This is a genomic window from Treponema porcinum, assembly GCF_900167145.1.
Taxonomy (GTDB): domain Bacteria; phylum Spirochaetota; class Spirochaetia; order Treponematales; family Treponemataceae; genus Treponema_D; species Treponema_D porcinum.
On the sequence record NZ_FUWG01000004.1, the window covers coordinates 80,311 to 98,664 of the forward strand.

At 44.9% G+C, this 18,354-nt stretch carries 15 protein-coding genes; 3 read left to right on the forward strand and 12 right to left on the reverse strand.

Features of this window, described 5'->3' with window-relative positions; all coding sequences use genetic code 11:
- Positions 1–18: 18 nt before the first annotated feature.
- On the reverse strand, positions 19–1,644 hold the full coding sequence (lysS, locus tag B5D55_RS03280; RefSeq protein WP_078932572.1) for a lysine--tRNA ligase: 1,626 nt from the start codon (positions 1,642–1,644) through the stop codon (positions 19–21).
- A gap of 297 nt (positions 1,645–1,941) precedes the next feature.
- Here lysS and ilvB point away from each other — a divergent pair, with 297 nt between their 5' ends.
- Positions 1,942–3,705, forward strand: coding sequence for a biosynthetic-type acetolactate synthase large subunit (gene ilvB, locus B5D55_RS03290; protein WP_078932574.1), 1,764 nt, complete (start codon positions 1,942–1,944; stop codon positions 3,703–3,705).
- A 72-nt stretch (positions 3,706–3,777) separates the two neighbouring features.
- Here the strand turns inward: ilvB and panD are convergent, their stop codons facing one another.
- The 5 genes from panD to B5D55_RS03315 form a co-directional block, all read right to left on the reverse strand.
- Complete coding sequence (gene panD / locus B5D55_RS03295) at positions 3,778–4,128, reverse strand: aspartate 1-decarboxylase (protein WP_078932575.1); 351 nt, start codon at positions 4,126–4,128, stop codon at positions 3,778–3,780.
- Between the two features lie 10 nt (positions 4,129–4,138).
- Positions 4,139–5,560: a lyase family protein gene (locus B5D55_RS03300; RefSeq protein WP_078932576.1), complete on the reverse strand. Its 1,422-nt coding sequence runs from the start codon at positions 5,558–5,560 to the stop codon at positions 4,139–4,141.
- 83 nt (positions 5,561–5,643) lie between these two features.
- Entirely contained in the window at positions 5,644–6,336 is a 693-nt protein-coding gene (locus B5D55_RS03305; RefSeq protein WP_078932577.1) for a GTP pyrophosphokinase, read from the reverse strand.
- A 63-nt stretch (positions 6,337–6,399) separates the two neighbouring features.
- Positions 6,400–7,662: a 2-C-methyl-D-erythritol 2,4-cyclodiphosphate synthase gene (ispF, locus tag B5D55_RS03310; RefSeq protein WP_234975366.1), complete on the reverse strand. Its 1,263-nt coding sequence runs from the start codon at positions 7,660–7,662 to the stop codon at positions 6,400–6,402.
- Positions 7,601–8,272 (reverse strand): CarD family transcriptional regulator, encoded by a 672-nt coding sequence (locus tag B5D55_RS03315; protein ID WP_078932579.1) that lies wholly within the window; start codon positions 8,270–8,272, stop codon positions 7,601–7,603. Before B5D55_RS03315 ends, ispF begins: the two co-directional genes overlap by 62 nt.
- 119 nt (positions 8,273–8,391) lie before the next feature.
- Between B5D55_RS03315 and B5D55_RS03320 the strand changes: the two genes are divergently transcribed.
- Positions 8,392–9,024 carry an adenylate kinase gene (locus B5D55_RS03320; protein ID WP_078932580.1) on the forward strand — a complete coding sequence of 211 codons (633 nt, stop codon included), beginning with the start codon at positions 8,392–8,394 and terminating at the stop codon, positions 9,022–9,024.
- Between the two features lie 39 nt (positions 9,025–9,063).
- Positions 9,064–10,392 (forward strand): HD-GYP domain-containing protein, encoded by a 1,329-nt coding sequence (locus B5D55_RS03325; protein ID WP_078932581.1) that lies wholly within the window; start codon positions 9,064–9,066, stop codon positions 10,390–10,392.
- Between the two features lie 21 nt (positions 10,393–10,413).
- Here the strand turns inward: B5D55_RS03325 and B5D55_RS03330 are convergent, their stop codons facing one another.
- The 6 genes from B5D55_RS03330 to B5D55_RS03355 form a co-directional block, all read right to left on the reverse strand.
- Positions 10,414–11,790 carry an MATE family efflux transporter gene (locus tag B5D55_RS03330; protein WP_078932582.1) on the reverse strand — a complete coding sequence of 459 codons (1,377 nt, stop codon included), beginning with the start codon at positions 11,788–11,790 and terminating at the stop codon, positions 10,414–10,416.
- Positions 11,791–11,927: 137 nt separating this feature from the next.
- Positions 11,928–12,485 (reverse strand): pyridoxal 5'-phosphate synthase glutaminase subunit PdxT, encoded by a 558-nt coding sequence (gene pdxT / locus B5D55_RS03335; RefSeq protein WP_078932583.1) that lies wholly within the window; start codon positions 12,483–12,485, stop codon positions 11,928–11,930.
- The gene (gene pdxS, locus B5D55_RS03340) at positions 12,486–13,364 is read right to left on the reverse strand and encodes a pyridoxal 5'-phosphate synthase lyase subunit PdxS (protein WP_078932584.1); all 879 of its coding nucleotides are present in this window, start codon (positions 13,362–13,364) and stop codon (positions 12,486–12,488) included.
- A 128-nt stretch (positions 13,365–13,492) separates the two neighbouring features.
- Positions 13,493–15,619 (reverse strand): polyphosphate kinase 1, encoded by a 2,127-nt coding sequence (gene ppk1, locus B5D55_RS03345; protein WP_078932585.1) that lies wholly within the window; start codon positions 15,617–15,619, stop codon positions 13,493–13,495.
- Between the two features lie 96 nt (positions 15,620–15,715).
- Complete coding sequence (locus tag B5D55_RS03350) at positions 15,716–17,017, reverse strand: esterase-like activity of phytase family protein (protein ID WP_078932586.1); 1,302 nt, start codon at positions 17,015–17,017, stop codon at positions 15,716–15,718.
- 135 nt (positions 17,018–17,152) lie between these two features.
- Entirely contained in the window at positions 17,153–18,331 is a 1,179-nt protein-coding gene (locus tag B5D55_RS03355; protein ID WP_078932587.1) for a YibE/F family protein, read from the reverse strand.
- Positions 18,332–18,354 lie beyond the last annotated feature (23 nt).

Genomic DNA, 18,354 nt, shown 5'->3' on the forward strand with positions numbered 1-18,354 from the left:
AGCTATCCTGAACAATTCTTAATATACGCTTAAAATTCCTGCAAGTTTTTCCTTTCCGATGATTTTCATAAAGTTTGCAAGGCGCGGTCCTTGATCTTTACCGATAATCGCCTGATACAAAGCGGTAAACAATGCCTTTGCATCAATACCAAGTTCAGTTGCAATATCGTACATCGCCTGCTGGCAGTCCTTGTCCGTAGGATAAGTTCCAACTTTCGGCACTACTTCGTCACGAACGCGTTTTACCGCCTCAAGCATAGTTTCTTCAAGAGCCGCCTTTGAACCGTCACTTCTGATTGAAAAGCAGAAATCTTCTGCACAGGCCGGCGCAGAAGTCGTAATCCAGAACCAGGCACACTGAGCGCGGCGACGTAACCGTTCTTCCTGTTCCGGCTTTACGTCACCCAAAGAAGCAATTACATTGTCAATGTTTCCGGAATACGTCTGAAGCAGCGTAGTAAGCATACGGAACGTAATCTGATACGGCATAACGTCAGGAATTTTTCCGTCAATCTGACTCAGCATATAAATTCGCTTTTCTTTATTGAACTGTTCTTCGCTCTTTGCCTTGTCAACGCCGTATACAATGCGCTCTGTCTTGTCATAATCTTCGTAAACTTTAAGAACGTCAAGGTCGAACGAAATGGCAAATTCAGTATTCGGACGAGTGCCGGCAAAAATATAGCGCAGGACTTCTGCCTGATATACATCAAGCGCATCCGGCAAAGCAATTACTTTTCCTTTTGAAGACGACATTTTTCCGGGAACGCCTTTAAGGTTTACAAAGTCGTAGCGCATTGTAATCGGAGCGTCCCAGCCGTAAATCTTCTTTGATACAAGTTTTGCCGTATCGTAGCTTCCGCCCGGACTGATATGGTCTTTTCCGCCCGGCTCGAACACAACTTTTTCCTCATTCCATCTCATCGGCCAGTCAACGCGCCAGCCGAGTTTAGCGCCTTTAAAGGTGCGCAGGTCAACAGTTTCACAGTTACCGCACTCGCATTTGTAGGAAACGTTCCATTCTCCGTCGTATCCGGTAATCTCCGTCGTATCCCTGCTGCATTTATCGCAGAAAACAGCAACAGGCCAGTATACGTCTTCCGGCTTCATTTTATGCTGTTCGTCCCTGTATTCGTTCAGGCATTCCTTTATTACATCGCGGTTTTGCATTGCCTTTTTCATACCTTCCGCATAGCGGTTTGCACGATACCGGCTTGCCTGATACAGGAATTCAGGATGTATTCCGACGCGAGGAAGCTGCTTCTCAATGTCAACTTCGTGATGGCGCGCGTAATTTTCGTTGCGTCCTGTTGTATCAGGAACTTCAGTAATCGGATAGCGCAGGTATTTTTCAAGAACTTCAGGCTCAGGCATATTCGCCGGAACTTTGCGGAATACGTCATAGTCATCCCAAGAATAGATAAAGCGGACGTTCTTGCCGCGGTCGCGGAGTGCGCGTACAACTAAATCAACCGTGATAATCTCGCGGAAATTGCCAAGATGAACCGTTCCTGACGGCGTAATGCCGGAAGCGCACGTGTATGAATCCAAATCACCCTTTTCCCGGATGATTTTTTCTGCCATCTGATCTGCCCAATGACAAAGAACAGGATTTTTTTCATTATTGTTATGTTCGTTACTCATAGCAGAAGTATAATGAAATCGCCGTGTTTTAGCAATGTAGGACAGATTACGCATTCAGCCTGCCTTATACCCCATTGACAAAACTGCGTAAAAAAGGTACTTATTATTCCTATGAAATCTATTTCTGTCATTACAGTACTAGTCGTCCTCGTCGCAAGCTTTTTTAAGAAGCCGGGAGCATACGTATTGTAATACATCGCAGAATATACAATATGAATGAAAGAAGCTCTCCGGCAGGAGGGCTTTTTTTTATAGAATTTTGCATACACACAGAAATAACATAAGTGGAGTAAGAAAATGAAAAAAACAGGCGCACAGATTATCACAAAATTACTGGAAATGCACGGAATTGAAACGGCAGCAGGCATCCCGGGAGGTTCAATTCTTCCGCTGTACGACGAACTGACAAGAAGCAGCATTCACCACGTCCTTGTGCGCCAGGAGCAGGCAGGCGGCTTTATCGCGCAGGGAATGGCACGAACGAACGGACTTCCTGCTGTATGCCTTGCGACAAGCGGTCCGGGTGCAATGAACCTGCTCACCGCAATTGCCGATGCAAGATGTGATTCAGTTCCTATTATTGCAATCACCGGACAGGTAAATACGTACTTAATCGGTACAGATGCTTTTCAGGAAGCGGACACATTCGGTCTTTCCTTTCCAATTACAAAACATTCGGTGATGGTAAAAACTCCGGAAGAACTGCTTACTGTTATCCCGGAAGCGTTTAAAATCGCTATGAACGGACGTCCGGGACCAGTTTTAATTGATGTTCCGCGTGATGTTCAGACAAAAATATGCGAATTTGATGCCTGGCCAAAAATCAAGCTGCCTTTAAAAGATGACGAATCAACAGTTCGTTTTCATACAAAGGATTCTGCAATGACTGTCCTTCTGGAAAAAGCTGCGGAACTTCTTGCAAAGGCAAAAAAGCCAGTTCTCTTTGTAGGCGGCGGATGTAATTCTCCAGAAGCTTCCAAGGCTCTGCGCGCCTTTACAAAATCATACAGAATTCCTGCCGTTTCTTCACTTATGGGACTGGGCGTAATTCCATCTTCCTGCAGCGATTTTGCCGGAATGGTCGGAATGCACGGAACATACGCCGCAAACAAGGCAATGTACGAAAGTGACCTTGTTCTTGCCTGCGGAGTACGCTTTGATGACAGGGCAACAGGCGTAGTATCAAAATTCTGTCCGAATGCAAAAATAATTCACATTGACATAGACGCGGCTGAAATAAACAAAATACTTGATTCCACTGTTTCTATCGTTGCAAAAGTAGAAACTGCCGTAACTGAACTTACAAAAATACTGAAAGCGCAGAAAGCAAATGTAAAAAACGAACAGATGCGTGCCGTCTGGGCAGACGAAATAATCAACGTAAACAAAAATACGCGTTCAACAGACTGTGGCTCGCCGTCCGAAGAAGAAAAAAACAAGTCTTTTACAGGAAGTGCAAATCCGCGTACATTCATTGCGTCAATACCGGCTCTTGCAGAAAAGGCAGGACTTAAACGCGAAGACCTGCTCGTTACGACAGACGTAGGTCAGCATCAGATGTGGGCGGCGCAGTATTATCCTGTGGAAGAGCCGCGCACATTCCTTACGTCCGGCTCGCTTGGAACTATGGGATTCGGACTTCCAGCTGCAATAGGTGCTGCAATTGCAAATCCCAAAAAGCGCACAGTCTGCTTCAGCGGCGACGGTTCAATTATGATGAACATTCAGGAACTTGCAACGCTTGCAGAAAATAATCTTCCTGTTACCGTAATTGTATTTGAAAACGGAACGCTCGGAATGGTGTATCAGCAGCAGAAATATCTTTTTGGCAAGACGTACAGCGCTTCTGAATTTGCCGCTTCGCCAGACCTTTTAAAGATTGCAGAAGGTTTTGGAATTGAAACTGCCGATGCGGACAAAGATGCAGACTGGTATAAAAAAGCATTCGACGAAAAACGCCCTAATAAGCCGTTTTTTGTACGAGTCCGCATAGATCCGGAAGAAAACGTACTGCCGTTCGTACCGGGCGGAAAAGCAAACATTGATTCTATACGTGATTAAATATAAATAAAAACCCCGGCACAAAGCACCGGGGTTTTGTTTTCATAAAGTACCGCAGGCAAAAACGCCACCCTATACTTTTTTCTTGATTTCGTTGTTCTCGTCAAGCAGGACGACATTCGGTTTCCAGCTGTCTGCCAGACTTTCTTCTATCTGCGTATATGTTACGATAATTACTTTATCGCCTTTTGCGGCAAGCCGGGCGGCAGCTCCGTTCAGGCAGATTTCGCCGCGCTTTCCTGGTATTATGTAAGTAGAAAAACGTGCGCCGTTATTCACGTTCAGCACGTCCACTTTCTCATAATTGTGCATTCCAGCCGCCTTGCAAAGCTCCGTGTCGATGGAGATTGAACCTTCGTAATTAAGGTTTGCATCCGTAACCGTTGCTCGGTGCAGCTTTGCCTTTAAAATGGTGATACACATAGCAGTTTCCTTATTTCATCAGTTCCTTGTATTTCTGCGCAAGCCGCTTTGACTTTGTTGCAGCAAGACCGCAATAATTAGACGGATGCTCAAAGAAATTTGCAGGATCTGCAACGCCGAGTTTTTCAAGCTGTGAAGTAATTTTTTCGTATGCATCAGTATGTGTTTTCAGGACTTCAAAGAACGTTTTTCCAGTCTGCTCTGCTTCCAGCGTAATTTTCCTAATTACTTCGTGACCGTCATTTACGCCGGCTTCTCCAAGCAGAATGTATGCCGGTTCAGCAAGAACACCGCCTTTTACCTTTCCGCCGGCATTCTCAAGATTTTTTGCCATATTTTCTGCATCCGGGTGAAGACCGGAAACAACTTTTTTCATTCTGTTTACTGCCATCGTAAAGCCGGTTACATAATCTGCCATAAAGCGCTGGCTTGCAGAATTCGTAAGGTCACGCTGGTGTTCGGAAATCTGATCCATATAGAACGTAATGACACGCGGACACATTGCCTTCCACAAAGATTTTACGTGTTCGCTGTTCCACGGATTGCGCTTCTGCGGCATTGTAGACGAACCTACCTGCGTTGACGAGAAGTATTCAAAAACTTCGCCGATTTCAGAACGCTGAAGGTTTCTCAAATCATCTGCAAGGTTTGCAATTACGCCGAAGGCAACGTTCATCTCAAGCAGCAGACGGAGCAGGTATTCCGGCTCAACAAGCTGGTTTGAATATTCAGACGGCTCAAGTCCTACGTATGCAAGATAGCGTTTTTCCAAATCCTCAGGATCTTTTACAATCATTGACGGACCGTTATAAGAACCTACAGGTCCTGCAAGCTTGCCTTTAAGCTGCTTTGAAAGTTCTTCTATTCTAAGAATCGATTTTCCGAGACGGCTTACAAATTCTGCAATCGACCAGCCGAATGTAATAGGAACAGCGTGCTGTCCGTGAGTACGTCCAACCTGAGGTGTTTCGCAGTCGCGTTCAGCGATATTGCACAGCGCAAGTTCAAGCGCCTTCAGTTCCGGAAGAACTACATTCTGAGTAACGTCGCGCATCCTCATCGAAAGGGCTGTATCAAGAATATCTACGGATGTTGCGCCAAGGTGAACGTACGGTCCGATTTCAGGATCAACTTTTGTTTTAAGGACGTTTACAAGCGCGCGGATATTGTGCTGGGTTTTCTCTTCTTCCGCATAAACTTCCTGCGGATCTATGTTCGAAGCAACGTCGTCCAGTTTTTTTTCAATAGATTCCGTGAGCTTGCCACGGACGGAAAGATGTGCTTTTACAAGCGCGGCTTCTGCTTTTGCACAGGAACGGACGGATGCTTCTTCAGATATATACTGACTAAGTTTTTCAAATACTTCTTTTTCAGAAAGTGAATAACGGTGGTCCAAGCAGGACAGATTTTCAAATATATTGCGTGTTTCCATAGCTATATTATTGTAGAAATACGCAAAAAATGCAATCTGCCTTAAGGGAAACCTCTAAAAACTTCAGTTTTTAGAGGTTTCCCTTAAGATAATGCCTGAAGTTCAATGGCAATTTCTTCCATTTCCTGATCTGTCATTGCTATTGTTTCAGCACAGTGGCGAAGTTCCCGCCTGATTCCTTCCGGTATTTTTGCAGTCGTCTTGTAACGAAGTTCGTGTTCCAGACTTGCCCAGAAATCCATTGCAATTGTCCTGAGCTGAATTTCCACTTTTATGTGATGTTCCGTGTTTGAAAGATAGACCGGCGTTTCCACTACAACGTGCAGGCTTCTGTAGCCGGATTCTTTCGGGAAAGCGATATAATCTTTTTCCTCAATCTTCTTGATGTCTGGCTGTTTTAAAAGAATGTCGCGGACGGTGTAAATGTCTGAAATATACGGACAGATTACGCGGACTCCGGCAATGTCGTGCAGATTTGCAGTCATTGACTCAAACGTTACGGGAAGATTTCGCTTTATCAGTTTGTTTGCTATGCTTTCCGGTGATTTTATGCGTGACTTGACCGTTTCAATAGGATTTCGTCTGCCTGTTACTTTATATTCCTTGTTCAGGATTTCAAGTTTTGTTTCTATCTGCTTGATGGCGCTTTCGTAAATCATCATAATTTCCTGAAACTGGAACGCCATTTTATAAAAGTCTGAATTTATTGCAATCTGCTTGTCTGCAAGAACCGGAAGTACAGATTCCTGCATTTCATTCTGATTTTCGTTCTGCATATACTTCAAAAATACTCATAAACAGAAAAGGTTTCAATAAAAAACAATGTTCTTCTGACTGCGCTATTTTATAAGAATGCAGCTGCACCACACTTCAATCGCTTCTCCGTTTCCTACGCTTCCGAGTTTTTCACCGGTCTTTGCCTTTACAAAAACCTGCTCCGTACTTACGCCGAGCGTTTCTGCAACAGATGAAATCACCTGATTACGGTACGGAAGAAATTTCGGCTTTTCAAGTTTTATTACGCAGTCAAGATTGTTCAGCTTCCACCCTTCCGCCTGTATTTTTTTCCATACCGTCTGAAGCAGCACCGAAGAATCAGCGTCTTTCCACTGCTCTTCTTCCGGCGGAAAAAAACTTCCGATGTCGCCAAGTCCGCTTGCACCTAAAAGCGCGTCCGTAATTGCGTGAAGCAACGCATCGCCATCGGAATGACCGTCTTCGCCTTTTTCAAACGGAATGTCAATTCCGCCGATAACGAGCTTTCTTCCGGCTGTAAGCCTGTGTAAATCGTAGCCGAGTCCTGTCCGTAAAATCATACCGTCTTTTCCTGTATCAGTACGCGCGCTGTAGTCCTGCGCATATGTAATTTTTTTGTTGCAGGCGTTTCCTTCAACGACTTTTACTTTTCCTTCGTATTTGTCCCAGATTTCCGTGTCGTCGGTGTATTCAACATCATCACCAGCCGCCTTTCGGTGAGCCTCAAGCAGTTTACGGAACAAAAAGCCTTGCGGAGTCTGGACAGCTGTCATTGAGGCGCGGCGCAGATGAACAGAAATAAATCCGTCCTCGCCGACAGTTTTCTGCGTATCTACAGGTGGAATTCCAGGAACTGCCGCGCCGAATTCTGCGGCGGCTTCTGCCGTTCTTAAAATGATTTCACCGGTTACGAACGGGCGCGCTCCGTCGTGAATAAGTACGATATCCGGAGGACAGGCTATTTCTGCAAGGAATTCAAGCGCATTCAGGATTGATTTCTGGCGGGTAGAACCGCCTTCTACAAAAGAGAGGTTTACTGTTTGGAGAATCGGTTTTAGCGCATCGTCTGCAAAAAGCGCCTTCTGCGCTTCGCCTGAGCCGCCGCAAGGTACGGTGATCACAACGTATTTTACGGAAAGCGTACTCAGGAAAATCTTTGCACATTCTGAAAGAACAGTACCATTTTTTAAAGGAAGGTACTCTTTTTTGACAGTACCGCCCATTCGCGTTGACGAACCGGCGGCTGCAATAATAACAGCGGTTGTCTTTCCGCCGCAGACAGTATCAGAAGTCATCGCCGTCGTCAAAATCATCTCCGCCGTCATCAGCTGAATCTTCATCATCATCACTGTCGTCATCATCTGCGGCACGGCGTGGACTGGCGTCTGAATCCATATCGCTCATCAAATCATCGTCTTCGTCATCAAGGTCTTCGATAACGCGCTTGACTTTAGGTGCTGCTCCCGGCGGCTCAAGTTTTGTGTGAACGGCAGATTCTATTTCCTTTTCGTTCTTTTTCATTGAAAGAGAAATTTCATCTATAAGAAGCTGCTTTGCCGAATCATACAGCTTGCGTTCAAGAATAGGAAGTTCCTTCACTTTGCTTCTATTATAAAGGCAGCGTACAATCCGCGCGATGTCGGCAATTGTACCTTTTTTAAGAAGGTCAAGGTTCATCTGATAGCGTAATTTCCAGTCTGATGTAATCGGCTCAAAATCATCTGAAAGCAAATCAAGTGCCTGCTGAGCTTCTTCTGCGGAAACGACGGCACGTATTCCCAGTTCCTCTGCCTTTTCTACAGGAACCATAACAATCATATCGGAAGATTCAATGTAGATTTTATAATACAGCATCGGCTCACCGCGGAATGCTTTTTCAAAAACGTCAGTAATTATGCCGACTCCGTGGCTCGGATAAACAATCTTCTGGTCAATCTGGAATTTTGTATCATTCATAGATTAAGTATATCACAGAATTGCATAAAAATCAAACTTGCGAATGTTGTATATTCGGTGTAGAATAGAAAAGATACATTCAATGAAATCAATCATTTTATCAGGAGGTGTGATACTTTATGAATTTCATTTTTTTAGGACCACCAGGAGCGGGAAAAGGCTCTCTTGCTGTAAAAGTTGCAGAGGACTATAAAATTCCGCATATTTCAACAGGTGATATTTTCCGTGCAGCAATTAAAAACCAGACTCCGCTCGGAGTAAAGGTAAAGGCAATCATTGATTCAGGTTCTCTTGTAAGCGACGAAATTACCTGCGAACTTGTAAAAGACCGTCTTTCACAGCCGGATACAAAAAAAGGCTTTATTCTTGACGGATTTCCGCGCACAATTCCGCAGGCAGAAATGTTTACTACAATCTGCCCGGACGTTACCGTAATCAATTTTCAGATTGCAGATGACGTTGTAATAAAGCGCCTTAGCACACGCCGCGTATGCAAAAAATGCGGCGCAAACTACAACATCCTTACGCTTCCGCCGAAAACTGAAGGCGTATGCGATGAATGCGGCGGCGAACTGTACCAGCGCGACGACGACAAGCAGGAATCTATTCTGCACCGTATGGACGTATACCGCGAACAGACAGAACCGCTTATTGATTTCTACCGCAAGAAAGGTCAGATTAAGGACATAGACGGTGCTACACAGACAGCACAACTTCTGGAAGAATTTAAGAAACTGTTTCCGGCAGAGTAATCAAACTGTTTTATAAATTTTTTCTAAGGGTGTTCAGCAATGAGATTTGACGACGATGAGTTTTTTGAAGCAAACACGGTCAACATAAACCGTCTTATATCTAAAATTCTTATTCTGTTGAATTTGCTGCCACCCGTTTTTGTTTTACTGAACAAAATACATGTATTCACCATCGAAAACATTTTTTCTTTAAAAGCTGCCGTCTGCATAGGAACTTTTACAATTACGGATGCTATTCTTGTATTCGGATGCGGCAGCGAACGCATGAAATCCAAAAAACTTCGTTTATATGATTCCATACAGCATTTTGCAAAATATTTCGGACTGTTCGGTTCTGCCGTAATTCTTGGAGTATTGGGAACTCACACCCACATCGGCATTTACATAAGCTATGCGCTTGTTACGTTTATGAGCTGCCTTTACTACAGCAAAAGAACTGCCCTTTTAATGTCAGTAAGCTGCTATGTTATCATGCTTTGCTCGCTTTACGGAAAATCAGTTGCACGAGTAGCAGAACACCTTACCTCAAGAACAGCCAGAAATGATTTTCTTTCATACGCTGCCGGTTTTACAGTCGAATTCCTGTTCGTATTTATCATAACTTATTCAATTACAAAACGCTCAAAAAAGACGCTTGACCAGGCAATGGAAAAGAACGAACAGTTAAGGAAAACTCAATTTGAAATTATGGAGTTTATTCCTAAAATTCTTGAGAGCCACGAAGTTTTTACAGGTCATCACGTAAAACACACAGTACAATACGTAGACCTGATTGCGCGTGAAATGAAGAAAAAAGGCTTTTATGCGGACATTCTTACTGAAGATACAATCGTAACTTATTCTGCCGCAGCAAACCTTCACGACATCGGTAAAGTACACATTCCGGACAACATTCTGAACAAGCCGGGAAAATATACCCCAGAAGAATTTGAAATGATGAAATCACATCCGGAAGAAGGCAAAAAACTGATTGAGTCGCTTCCGAAAATAAAGGACGGAACTTTCAATGAAATTGCACTTCAGATGGCGTACTACCACCATGAAAAATACGACGGTTCAGGCTATCCGAACGGAATTTCCGGCAAGGACATTCCGCTCTGCGCACGCATTATGGCAGCCGCAGACGTTCTTGATGCTCTTTTAAGCTGGCGTCCGTACAAAGAACCGTTTGACATCGATACAGTCATAAGCATTTTTGAAGACTGCCGCGGAAAGCACTTTGAATCGTGCATTGTAGATGCCGTAGTTGACTTAAAACCGCTTATTTTACTTCTTGCAGAAGATTTCAAAATCAAAGAAACTTCCGACGAAGAAAAAGAATATAAATGGCGCCAGCGAATTGCTGAAAGTCAGAAGAAAAAATCTTAAACACCCTGCGCGTGCACAGGATTACGATGCGTCCGTTTTTTTCTCAAGCGGACGCAATGCTTTTTTAAACTGAACGGCAAAAAGAATTGCAGTAAACGTTACTGCAATCAAATCTGCTACAGGTTCTGCAAGATATACGCCGGAAGTCCTGTCTGCCGTAAAAAGCGGAACAATAAAAATAAGCGGAATGAGAAGAACAAATTTTCTTACGACGGCAACAATAATTGAACATTTTGTATTTCCGATGGAAACAAACGTCATCTGGCAGGCAACCTGAACTCCCATAAGAACAAGAGCCGCACCGTACAGCCGGAGCGCCTTTGCCGTAAAGTCAACAAGTTCAGCATCAGAAGTAAAAATAAAGGCGAACGACTGCGGCCGCGCCATAAGCACAATCCATAAAACAAAAGAAAATAATACACAAGAAGCAAGAAGCAGACTGAATGTTTTTCTTACGCGCGGCGCATTTCCGGCTCCGTAATTGTAGCTTGAGACAGGCTGTGCACCCTGACCTATTCCTTGAAGCGGAAGCAAGGCAAACTGCATTACGCTTGTCAAAATCGTCATAGCACCAACGGCAATGTCACCGCCATATTTTAATAGGGAAGAATTAAAACATACAGAAAGAACGCTTTCACTTGCCTGCATTATGAACGTTGCCGAACCAAGCGCAAGGCACGGAAAAACAAGACTTGTTTTTATAGAAAGATTTTTTAAGCACAGGCGAAGAACGCTCTTTTTTCCGCATAAAAAAAAGATTACCCACGCGCATGAAACTGCCTGCGAAATAACAGTTGCAAGAGCCGCGCCTTTTACGCCCATTCCGAATTTAAAAATGAACACCGGGTCAAGAACTGTATTTATAAGCGCCCCGATAAGCACCGTCATCATACCAGTTTTTGCCTTGCCTTGCGCGGTGATAAACGCATTCATTCCAAGCGTAAGCTGTACAAAAACAGTTCCGGCGGCATAGATATTCATATAATCAGTTGCAAATCCGATTGTGTTCCGGCTTGCACCGAACGCAGAAAGAAACGAACGGTTAAAGCACAGAAGAACGGCTGTAAGAACAGCAGAAATGACAATCTGAACGGAAAAACAGCCGCCGAGAATACGCTCCGCAGACTCATAATCGCCTTTTCCCATACTGATTGACGCACTCGGAGCACCGCCTGAACTTACAAGAGAGGCAAACGCCGTAACAATCATAATGACCGGCATACACACGCCGACTCCTGTAAGCGCAAGGCTTCCGCTTCCGGGTATATGACCGATGTAAATGCGGTCGACAATGTTATAAAGCATATTCACCAGCTGCGCCACCACAGCTGGAACTGCCAGCGTAAAAAGCAGTTTTCCAACAGGCTCCGTTCCCAGAAATGTCTTTTCATTTGTCATACAGTAAGTTTTCCGATAAATCAAGTTAAAAAATATACTATATACTATAGTACACAAATACTTTTTTGATAAGATTTATAGGAAAATTCTTCCACACAACTGTTCCGTTCACCAGCCAGTGTAAATTACAGGCAAAACTATCCGTTCAGCCACCATTCGTACAGGCGTAAATCCCCGTTCAGTTCCGGGTGAAAGCTTACTGCCGTCTGATTTTTGTAGCGGGCGGCGACGATGTTTCCGCGTACCTGCGCAAGAATTTCTACACCACTTTCAACGCTTTCTATATACGGCGCACGGATGAACGTCATAGGAATTTTTCCGAGTTGCCCGAACTGCTCTTCGGTGTAAAAACTTCCAAGCTGGCGGCCATACGCATTGCGCCTTACGCAAACCGGCATTGTAGCAAAGTGAACGCGGCAGTCGTTTTCAATGCGCTCTGCAAGAAGGATAAGCCCTGCGCACGTGGCAAGAACTTTTGTTCCGCCTTCAATGCGTTCTTTCAAAAGGTCAAACATATCAAGTTCACGAAGCAGTTTTCCCTGTACGGTGCTTTCTCCGCCGGGAAGAATAAGCGCATCAAAGGATTTTTCTACATCTGACTTTTTGCGAAGTTCCAGGCAGGAAATACCTTGTTCCGAAAGAATTTTTTCGTGCTCGGCGAATGCGCCCTGTACTGCAAGAACGGCCGCCGTCATTTACTTGCCCCGCTCTGCCATCAGAACTGCAATTTCATTTTCATTAATTCCGACCATCGCTTCTCCCAAATCTTCGGAAAGTTCTGCAATCAGCTTTGCATCCTTGAAATTCGTTACGGCTTTTACGATTGCCGCCGCACGTTTTTCCGGATTTCCTGACTTGAAAATTCCAGAACCTACGAATACGCCTTCCGCGCCAAGCTGCATCATAAGGGCGGCGTCTGCCGGAGTTGCAACACCGCCGGCAGCAAAATTTACCACAGGAAGACGCTTGTTTTCATGTACATACTGCACAAGCTCAAAAGGAACCTGAAGCTGCTTTGCCGCCTCAAAAAGTTCGTCCTCACGCATAGAAACAATCCGCGCAATCTCTGAATTCATCTTGCGCATATGGCGCACTGCCTGAACGATGTCACCTGTTCCCGGTTCACCCTTTGTCCTTATCATTGAAGCACCCTCGCTTATTCTGCGGAGAGCTTCGCCCAAATCTTTTGCACCGCATACAAACGGCACTTTGAAATCGTGCTTGTTGATGTGATATACGTCGTCCGCTGGTGAAAGAACTTCGCTTTCGTCGATGTAGTCTATTTCTATTGCCTCAAGAATCTGCGCCTCAGCAAAATGTCCTATCCTGCACTTTGCCATTACAGGAATTGAAACGGCATTTTGAATTCCCTTAATCATCTTCGGGTCGCTCATACGCGAAACGCCGCCTGCCGCGCGGATGTCTGCCGGAATACGCTCAAGCGCCATTACCGCACACGCACCTGCCGCTTCCGCGATTTTTGCCTGCTCCGGAGTCGTTACGTCCATAATTACGCCGCCCTTGAGCATCTGCGCAAGATTTTTGTTCAGTTCATATTGTTTTGTCTGTTCCATAATTGCATTGACCTCCGTCTGTTCTGCTTTTGATATGAAGAAGATATAAAAAATCTGATATTATATAAATATTCAGTTTTAATAAATTTAAATAATATCAGATATATTTTTTGAAAAAATCGAACACTTTACGGCTGCACTTCACGTCTGGAAACAGCCTTATACGCTTCCTCGTAGAACTGTTCCTGGGAAGAGCAGCGTTTTTCTTCGTCGCAGACTGTGCGGCGCACATAATTTTTTTCTGACGTAAGTTCCCTGCCCTTTACGTTGTCTGACATTACGGTTGAAAAGATATGCACAAGCCTTTTCTTTATGTCGTCATCAAAAACAGGAACGGCAACTTCAACGCGCCGCTCGGTGTTGCGCGTCATAAAATCTGCAGAACCTATAAAAATGCGGCACTCCTTGTTTACACCGGCAGAACCATCCTGAGCGGACGGATTTCCGAAAATGTAAATTCTTGAATGTTCAAGAAAACGCCCGACTATGCTCACGATTTTTATATTGTCCGTAAGTCCGCGTATTCCCGGAACAAGACAGCAGATTCCGCGCACGCACAGCTCAATTCTGACGCCAGCGCAGCTTGCCTCGACAATCTTGTCGATAATCACTTTGTCGGTGAGCGAATTGATTTTTATTCCGATATACGCACTTTTCCGTGTTTCCAGAGTTTTTGCAAGCGCAATCTGTTCGTCTATCATCTGAAGTATGCGGTTCTGAAGACAGTTCGGCGCAACAAGAAGGCAGTCCGTTTCATCAACAGTTTCGCCAAGCAAAAGCGACTTGAACACGGCGGCGGCATCAGTTCCAATCCGCGAATCGGCGGTAATGAGCGACAAGTCTGTGTACAGAAGCGACGTTTTTTCGTTGTAGTTTCCTGTTCCAATCTGAGTGATGTAGGAAAGTCCGTTTTCCGTGTGGCACGTAATCAGGCACAGTTTGGAATGGACTTTGTAATCGCCCAGACCGTAGATAATCCGGCATCCTGCTTCCTCAAGCCTTCGCGACATTTCAATATTGTTTTCCTCGTCAAAACGCGCGCGAAGCTCCACAAGAACAACAACTTCCTTTCCGTTTTCCGCCGCCTCAATCAAAGAGTCGATTATCTTGCTTTTGTCGGCAACGCGGTAAAGTGTCATCTTTATGGAAACGACGCTTGAATCTTCCGCCGCTTCATGAAGAAGGTTCAGAAACGGCTTAATGCTTTCAAAGGGATACGAAAGAAGGACATCCTTTTTCATAATCTGCGGAATAATGCTTTTGCGGACATCAATGGACGGCGATTTTTTTGGAATGCGCTTCCGGTAAAAAAGCTCTTTTTTACTGCGGATAAAATCGCGTATCTGGAACACAAACGAAAGGTCAAGCGGAGTTCCTGCGTTTATGATATGCGAGCCGTCAATTCCGAGAATACCAGAAAGTTCCTTTTTTGCAGACTCGTTTATCTGCCGGCTAAGTTCAAGGCGGACAGGGCTCATACGCTTTCTCTGCTTGATAAGGTGTTCCATAAAATTGCGGTAGTCCAAATCTTCATCGTAAACTTCGGTCGGCTCGATGTCTGCGTTCCGGGTAATGCGGATGACTGATTTTTCGCGCACTGCATAATTTGAAAAAAGCTTCGTCACACAATGAAGGATAAGCTCTTCGCACAGCATAAACGTTCCCGGCCGGGACGGAATTTCTATAAGCCGCTTGAAAATCTGATTGGAACACTGCACAATTCCCATCCTGTTCTTGCCGTTTCTGTTTGAAAGCAGGACGACCGCATACAGCTCTCCGTTCTGAAGAAAAGGAAACGGCTGCTGTTTTCCGATAATCATCGGGCTTAAAAAAGGCGCAATGTTCTTGTCAAAATACGCCTCAAGGATTTTCCCCTCATCATCAGAAAGCGTATTGAAATTGATAAGGCTCACGCCGTGTTCCGCAAGCTCGTCCATAAGCTGCGTGTAGATTGCAGTTTTCTTTTTTTCAAGTGACTTAACGGTATCAAGAATTGCGCTCACCTGATCCCGCGCGGTCATATTCGTCTTGTTGTCGCGGATTGTTTCGCCGGAAAGCATCTGAACCATAAGAGTTCCCACGCGAACCATAAAAAATTCGTCAAGATTAGACTGATAAATCGATGCAAAAGTAAGCCGCTCCGCAAGCGGTACGTCAGTATTTCCGGCTTCATCAAGAACGCGCTCGTTGAACAAAAGCCAGGACAATTCCCTGTTCTGATAGCAGCCTGTCTGTGCCGGTGAAGTGCCGTCCATAATATCCCCTGAAAATGAAATTACCGGGCAGACTCGGAAGATGCCTTCTTTTCTGCCCGGATGTATTAACCGATTCAAATGTTACTCAGTGCTTCCCTAGTAAAGCGGATGTTCAAGCGTTATGACGTACACAACGTCATCGTCAATTCTGTCTGTTCCCGGAAGAATTTTCTGAACAAGCTTGTTGTCCTTAACGTTTATCGCAAAGTCATTGTCGTTTGCAACGGCGATTGAATTGCGTCCCGTAATCCACAGTCCTTCAAGCTTGTCGTGCGGATATTTGTTCGGAAGGTATGACGTCAGGTCAACAAGAAGTTTTTTTGAAACAGTCTTTATTCCTGCCTTGGAAAGTTCTTCTGCCGAACACTGCTCAAGCGTTTTTCCGTTCACAACCATTCCGTCCGGAGACTGCACGTCATCGCCAGTAACGTCCGTTGCACCGCTTATGTCAATTTTGAAAAGATATTTATGCGTTTCCTTTTCGCCTGAAAAATTGCCGTCGCGCTCAATAACAACGAACTCCGTATTTGAAAGAGCAACAATTCCGCAGGTGGAATCTGTTTCCTTGTTCTGAAGATAGACAAACTGCTTTGTAGCGCCGCTAGCAATGTCAAACGTAACTATACGGATAAGGCGCTTGTTTGTGATTTCTTTTTTTGAAGGATTGTACAGCGTTGACTGCATAAGTCCAACAAGTGTTTTTCCATCCGGCGTAAGCGCAAGTCCTTCCATTCCGCGGTTTGCCCGGCGGCGCGCAAGAACAGCAGGAAGATGGCGGTTTCCTGTTGTCATTCCGTACGGACTTATGCGCTCAATTTCCGTTCCGTCAGCAGCAAAATGAACGATATGCGGACCGTATTCGTCTGAAATCCAGAATGTTCCGTCCTTTGCCGCAGCAATTCCCTCGCTGTCAAGACCGTAATCATCCGTGCCTAAAATCTTTCCGTCAAGTGTGTAGGCAATTTCGCCTGTTGCGCCACGGTCCTTAGGATTTGGAAGACCTGTAATCGGCTTTCCGTCAGGAGATTTCAAAATGATTTCCTTTACAAGTGAAACAGTGCCGTTCTTTTCCATTCTAAAAAGCCCGATTCTTGGCGAATATTCAGGAACAGGGAAGAGTTTGCCTTTTCCGCTTGCGCCCTCATAGTCGATGTTCGGACCGCGGTCTGTTATAAGGTAGAAAAGCGAAGAATCCGCTGGGTGCGCACAGCCGTCCGAGCCGTAGCCTCCGTTCTGAATTTCAACACCGTCCGCCGTTTTTAAAAGCACGCGGTAAGGAACAGCAGCACCGTTCTTTGAAACAGAAGCGTAGCCGTCCGCAGATGTTTTTACTCCGGTGGATGCGCATGAAGCAAGCACAAGAGCCGCCGCCGCAATACACAATGATTGTTTTTTCATAAAGTACCTCTTCTGGAAGGTATAGTACCGCGCGTATGTTAGATTTTGTTGAAAACTTTGTAAAGATTTTGAAAAGAAGCGGATAAAACTGATTTTTTTACCTGATTTTTTTCATGCCAGATTTTTCTGGCTTTCCTACTTTTTCCGTCCTGCAAGAATTACCCCAGACATCAAGGCGGTAAAAGGCGCGGTCGAGGCAAGGCCAAAACTTCCTGCGATTGTGTTTATAATTTCGGATGCAACTTGATTGTTGTTCAGTATGTTGTAAAGCGGCGTTCCCTGCGCCATAAACGCCATTAAAAGGGAGATGCAGCTTCCTGAGTACGCAAGGAGGAGAGTTGTCGTCATCGTTCCCATTGCGGCGCGCGCTACGGCAAGACCGGATTTTACTGCTTCAAGGCGCGAAATTGAAGGACACTTTTTTACGACTTCGTTTACGGCTGACGTTATGTCAACAGACAAGTCCATAATCGAACCGCTTGCGCCCACAAGAATTGAACTTGTAAAAATGCGCGTTAAATTCAGATATTCATACCCTGAATATAAAACGCTTTCTGAATACGCCATCACCGCGCCGTGAATTTTAAAAGTCTTCGTGCAGATAACGGCAAGAACAGCCGCAAATCCTATTCCCAAAAGCGCACCTGATACAGAAGACAAAAGCCTCCTGTCAAATCCGTACACAAGCGAAAGGATAATCACTGTAAGAAGAACAGTAACGGCACAGCCGCACAAAAGCGGATCATAGCCTTTTAGGTACATCGGAACAAGAACTTTCCAAAGCGTCAGGACAGTGATGACAAACGAAAGCACGGAGCGGACTCCTGTTCCACCTGCAAACGCAATCAGAAAAACGGCAAATGCAATGGCAAGAATAAGTTCACCTTTGAGCCTGTAGTAGTCAATCAGATTGACAGAAAGGAATTCAATTTTCCCTTCACTTCCGCCAATTTCGTCTTCGCTTCCTTCGCCCAGTTCAGCTTCCTGCCAGTGAACAACAACCTGCGCCTTGTCTCCAGGAACAAAAAACTTGTCCTGCGAAAGAGAGCCTGTAAGCATGTTCCACCCTTGAGCAGTCATTCCTTTAAATTTTCCGTTTAAAAAACGCACAGAGCAGACTTGCTGCCCGGTACGTATAAGACCGGTGTCTATAATACGGCTGTTATCAACCTCTTCTACAAGCGCCTTGCACTTTACGGCATCGCGGAACTGAAGCGCACCTTCAAATCCAGTAGGTAGGAGGAAAAGGAATGCCGCAAATACAATCGACGCAATGACTGTAACACTCGTATTATTAAACTTCGGTCTGATCATTTTTTATTTTACCTTTCAGTTTT

Excerpts from the sequence above, each read along its gene's own strand:
- ppk1 (WP_078932585.1), bottom strand. The coding sequence starts at position 15,619 with ATGGACGGCACTTCACCGGCACAGACAGGCTGCTATCAGAACAGGGAA.
- panD (WP_078932575.1), bottom strand. The coding sequence starts at position 4,128 with ATGTGTATCACCATTTTAAAGGCAAAGCTGCACCGAGCAACGGTTACG.
- ilvB (WP_078932574.1), top strand. The coding sequence starts at position 1,942 with ATGAAAAAAACAGGCGCACAGATTATCACAAAATTACTGGAAATGCAC.
- B5D55_RS03315 (WP_078932579.1), bottom strand. The coding sequence starts at position 8,272 with ATGAATGATACAAAATTCCAGATTGACCAGAAGATTGTTTATCCGAGC.
- B5D55_RS03300 (WP_078932576.1), bottom strand. The coding sequence starts at position 5,560 with ATGGAAACACGCAATATATTTGAAAATCTGTCCTGCTTGGACCACCGT.
- B5D55_RS03320 (WP_078932580.1), top strand. The coding sequence starts at position 8,392 with ATGAATTTCATTTTTTTAGGACCACCAGGAGCGGGAAAAGGCTCTCTT.
- B5D55_RS03350 (WP_078932586.1), bottom strand. The coding sequence starts at position 17,017 with ATGAAAAAACAATCATTGTGTATTGCGGCGGCGGCTCTTGTGCTTGCT.
- B5D55_RS03355 (WP_078932587.1), bottom strand. The coding sequence starts at position 18,331 with ATGATCAGACCGAAGTTTAATAATACGAGTGTTACAGTCATTGCGTCG.
- B5D55_RS03330 (WP_078932582.1), bottom strand. The coding sequence starts at position 11,790 with ATGACAAATGAAAAGACATTTCTGGGAACGGAGCCTGTTGGAAAACTG.
- B5D55_RS03325 (WP_078932581.1), top strand. The coding sequence starts at position 9,064 with ATGAGATTTGACGACGATGAGTTTTTTGAAGCAAACACGGTCAACATA.
- B5D55_RS03305 (WP_078932577.1), bottom strand. The coding sequence starts at position 6,336 with ATGCAGAACGAAAATCAGAATGAAATGCAGGAATCTGTACTTCCGGTT.
- pdxS (WP_078932584.1), bottom strand. The coding sequence starts at position 13,364 with ATGGAACAGACAAAACAATATGAACTGAACAAAAATCTTGCGCAGATG.
- ispF (WP_234975366.1), bottom strand. The coding sequence starts at position 7,662 with ATGATGATGAAGATTCAGCTGATGACGGCGGAGATGATTTTGACGACG.
- pdxT (WP_078932583.1), bottom strand. The coding sequence starts at position 12,485 with ATGACGGCGGCCGTTCTTGCAGTACAGGGCGCATTCGCCGAGCACGAA.
- lysS (WP_078932572.1), bottom strand. The coding sequence starts at position 1,644 with ATGAGTAACGAACATAACAATAATGAAAAAAATCCTGTTCTTTGTCAT.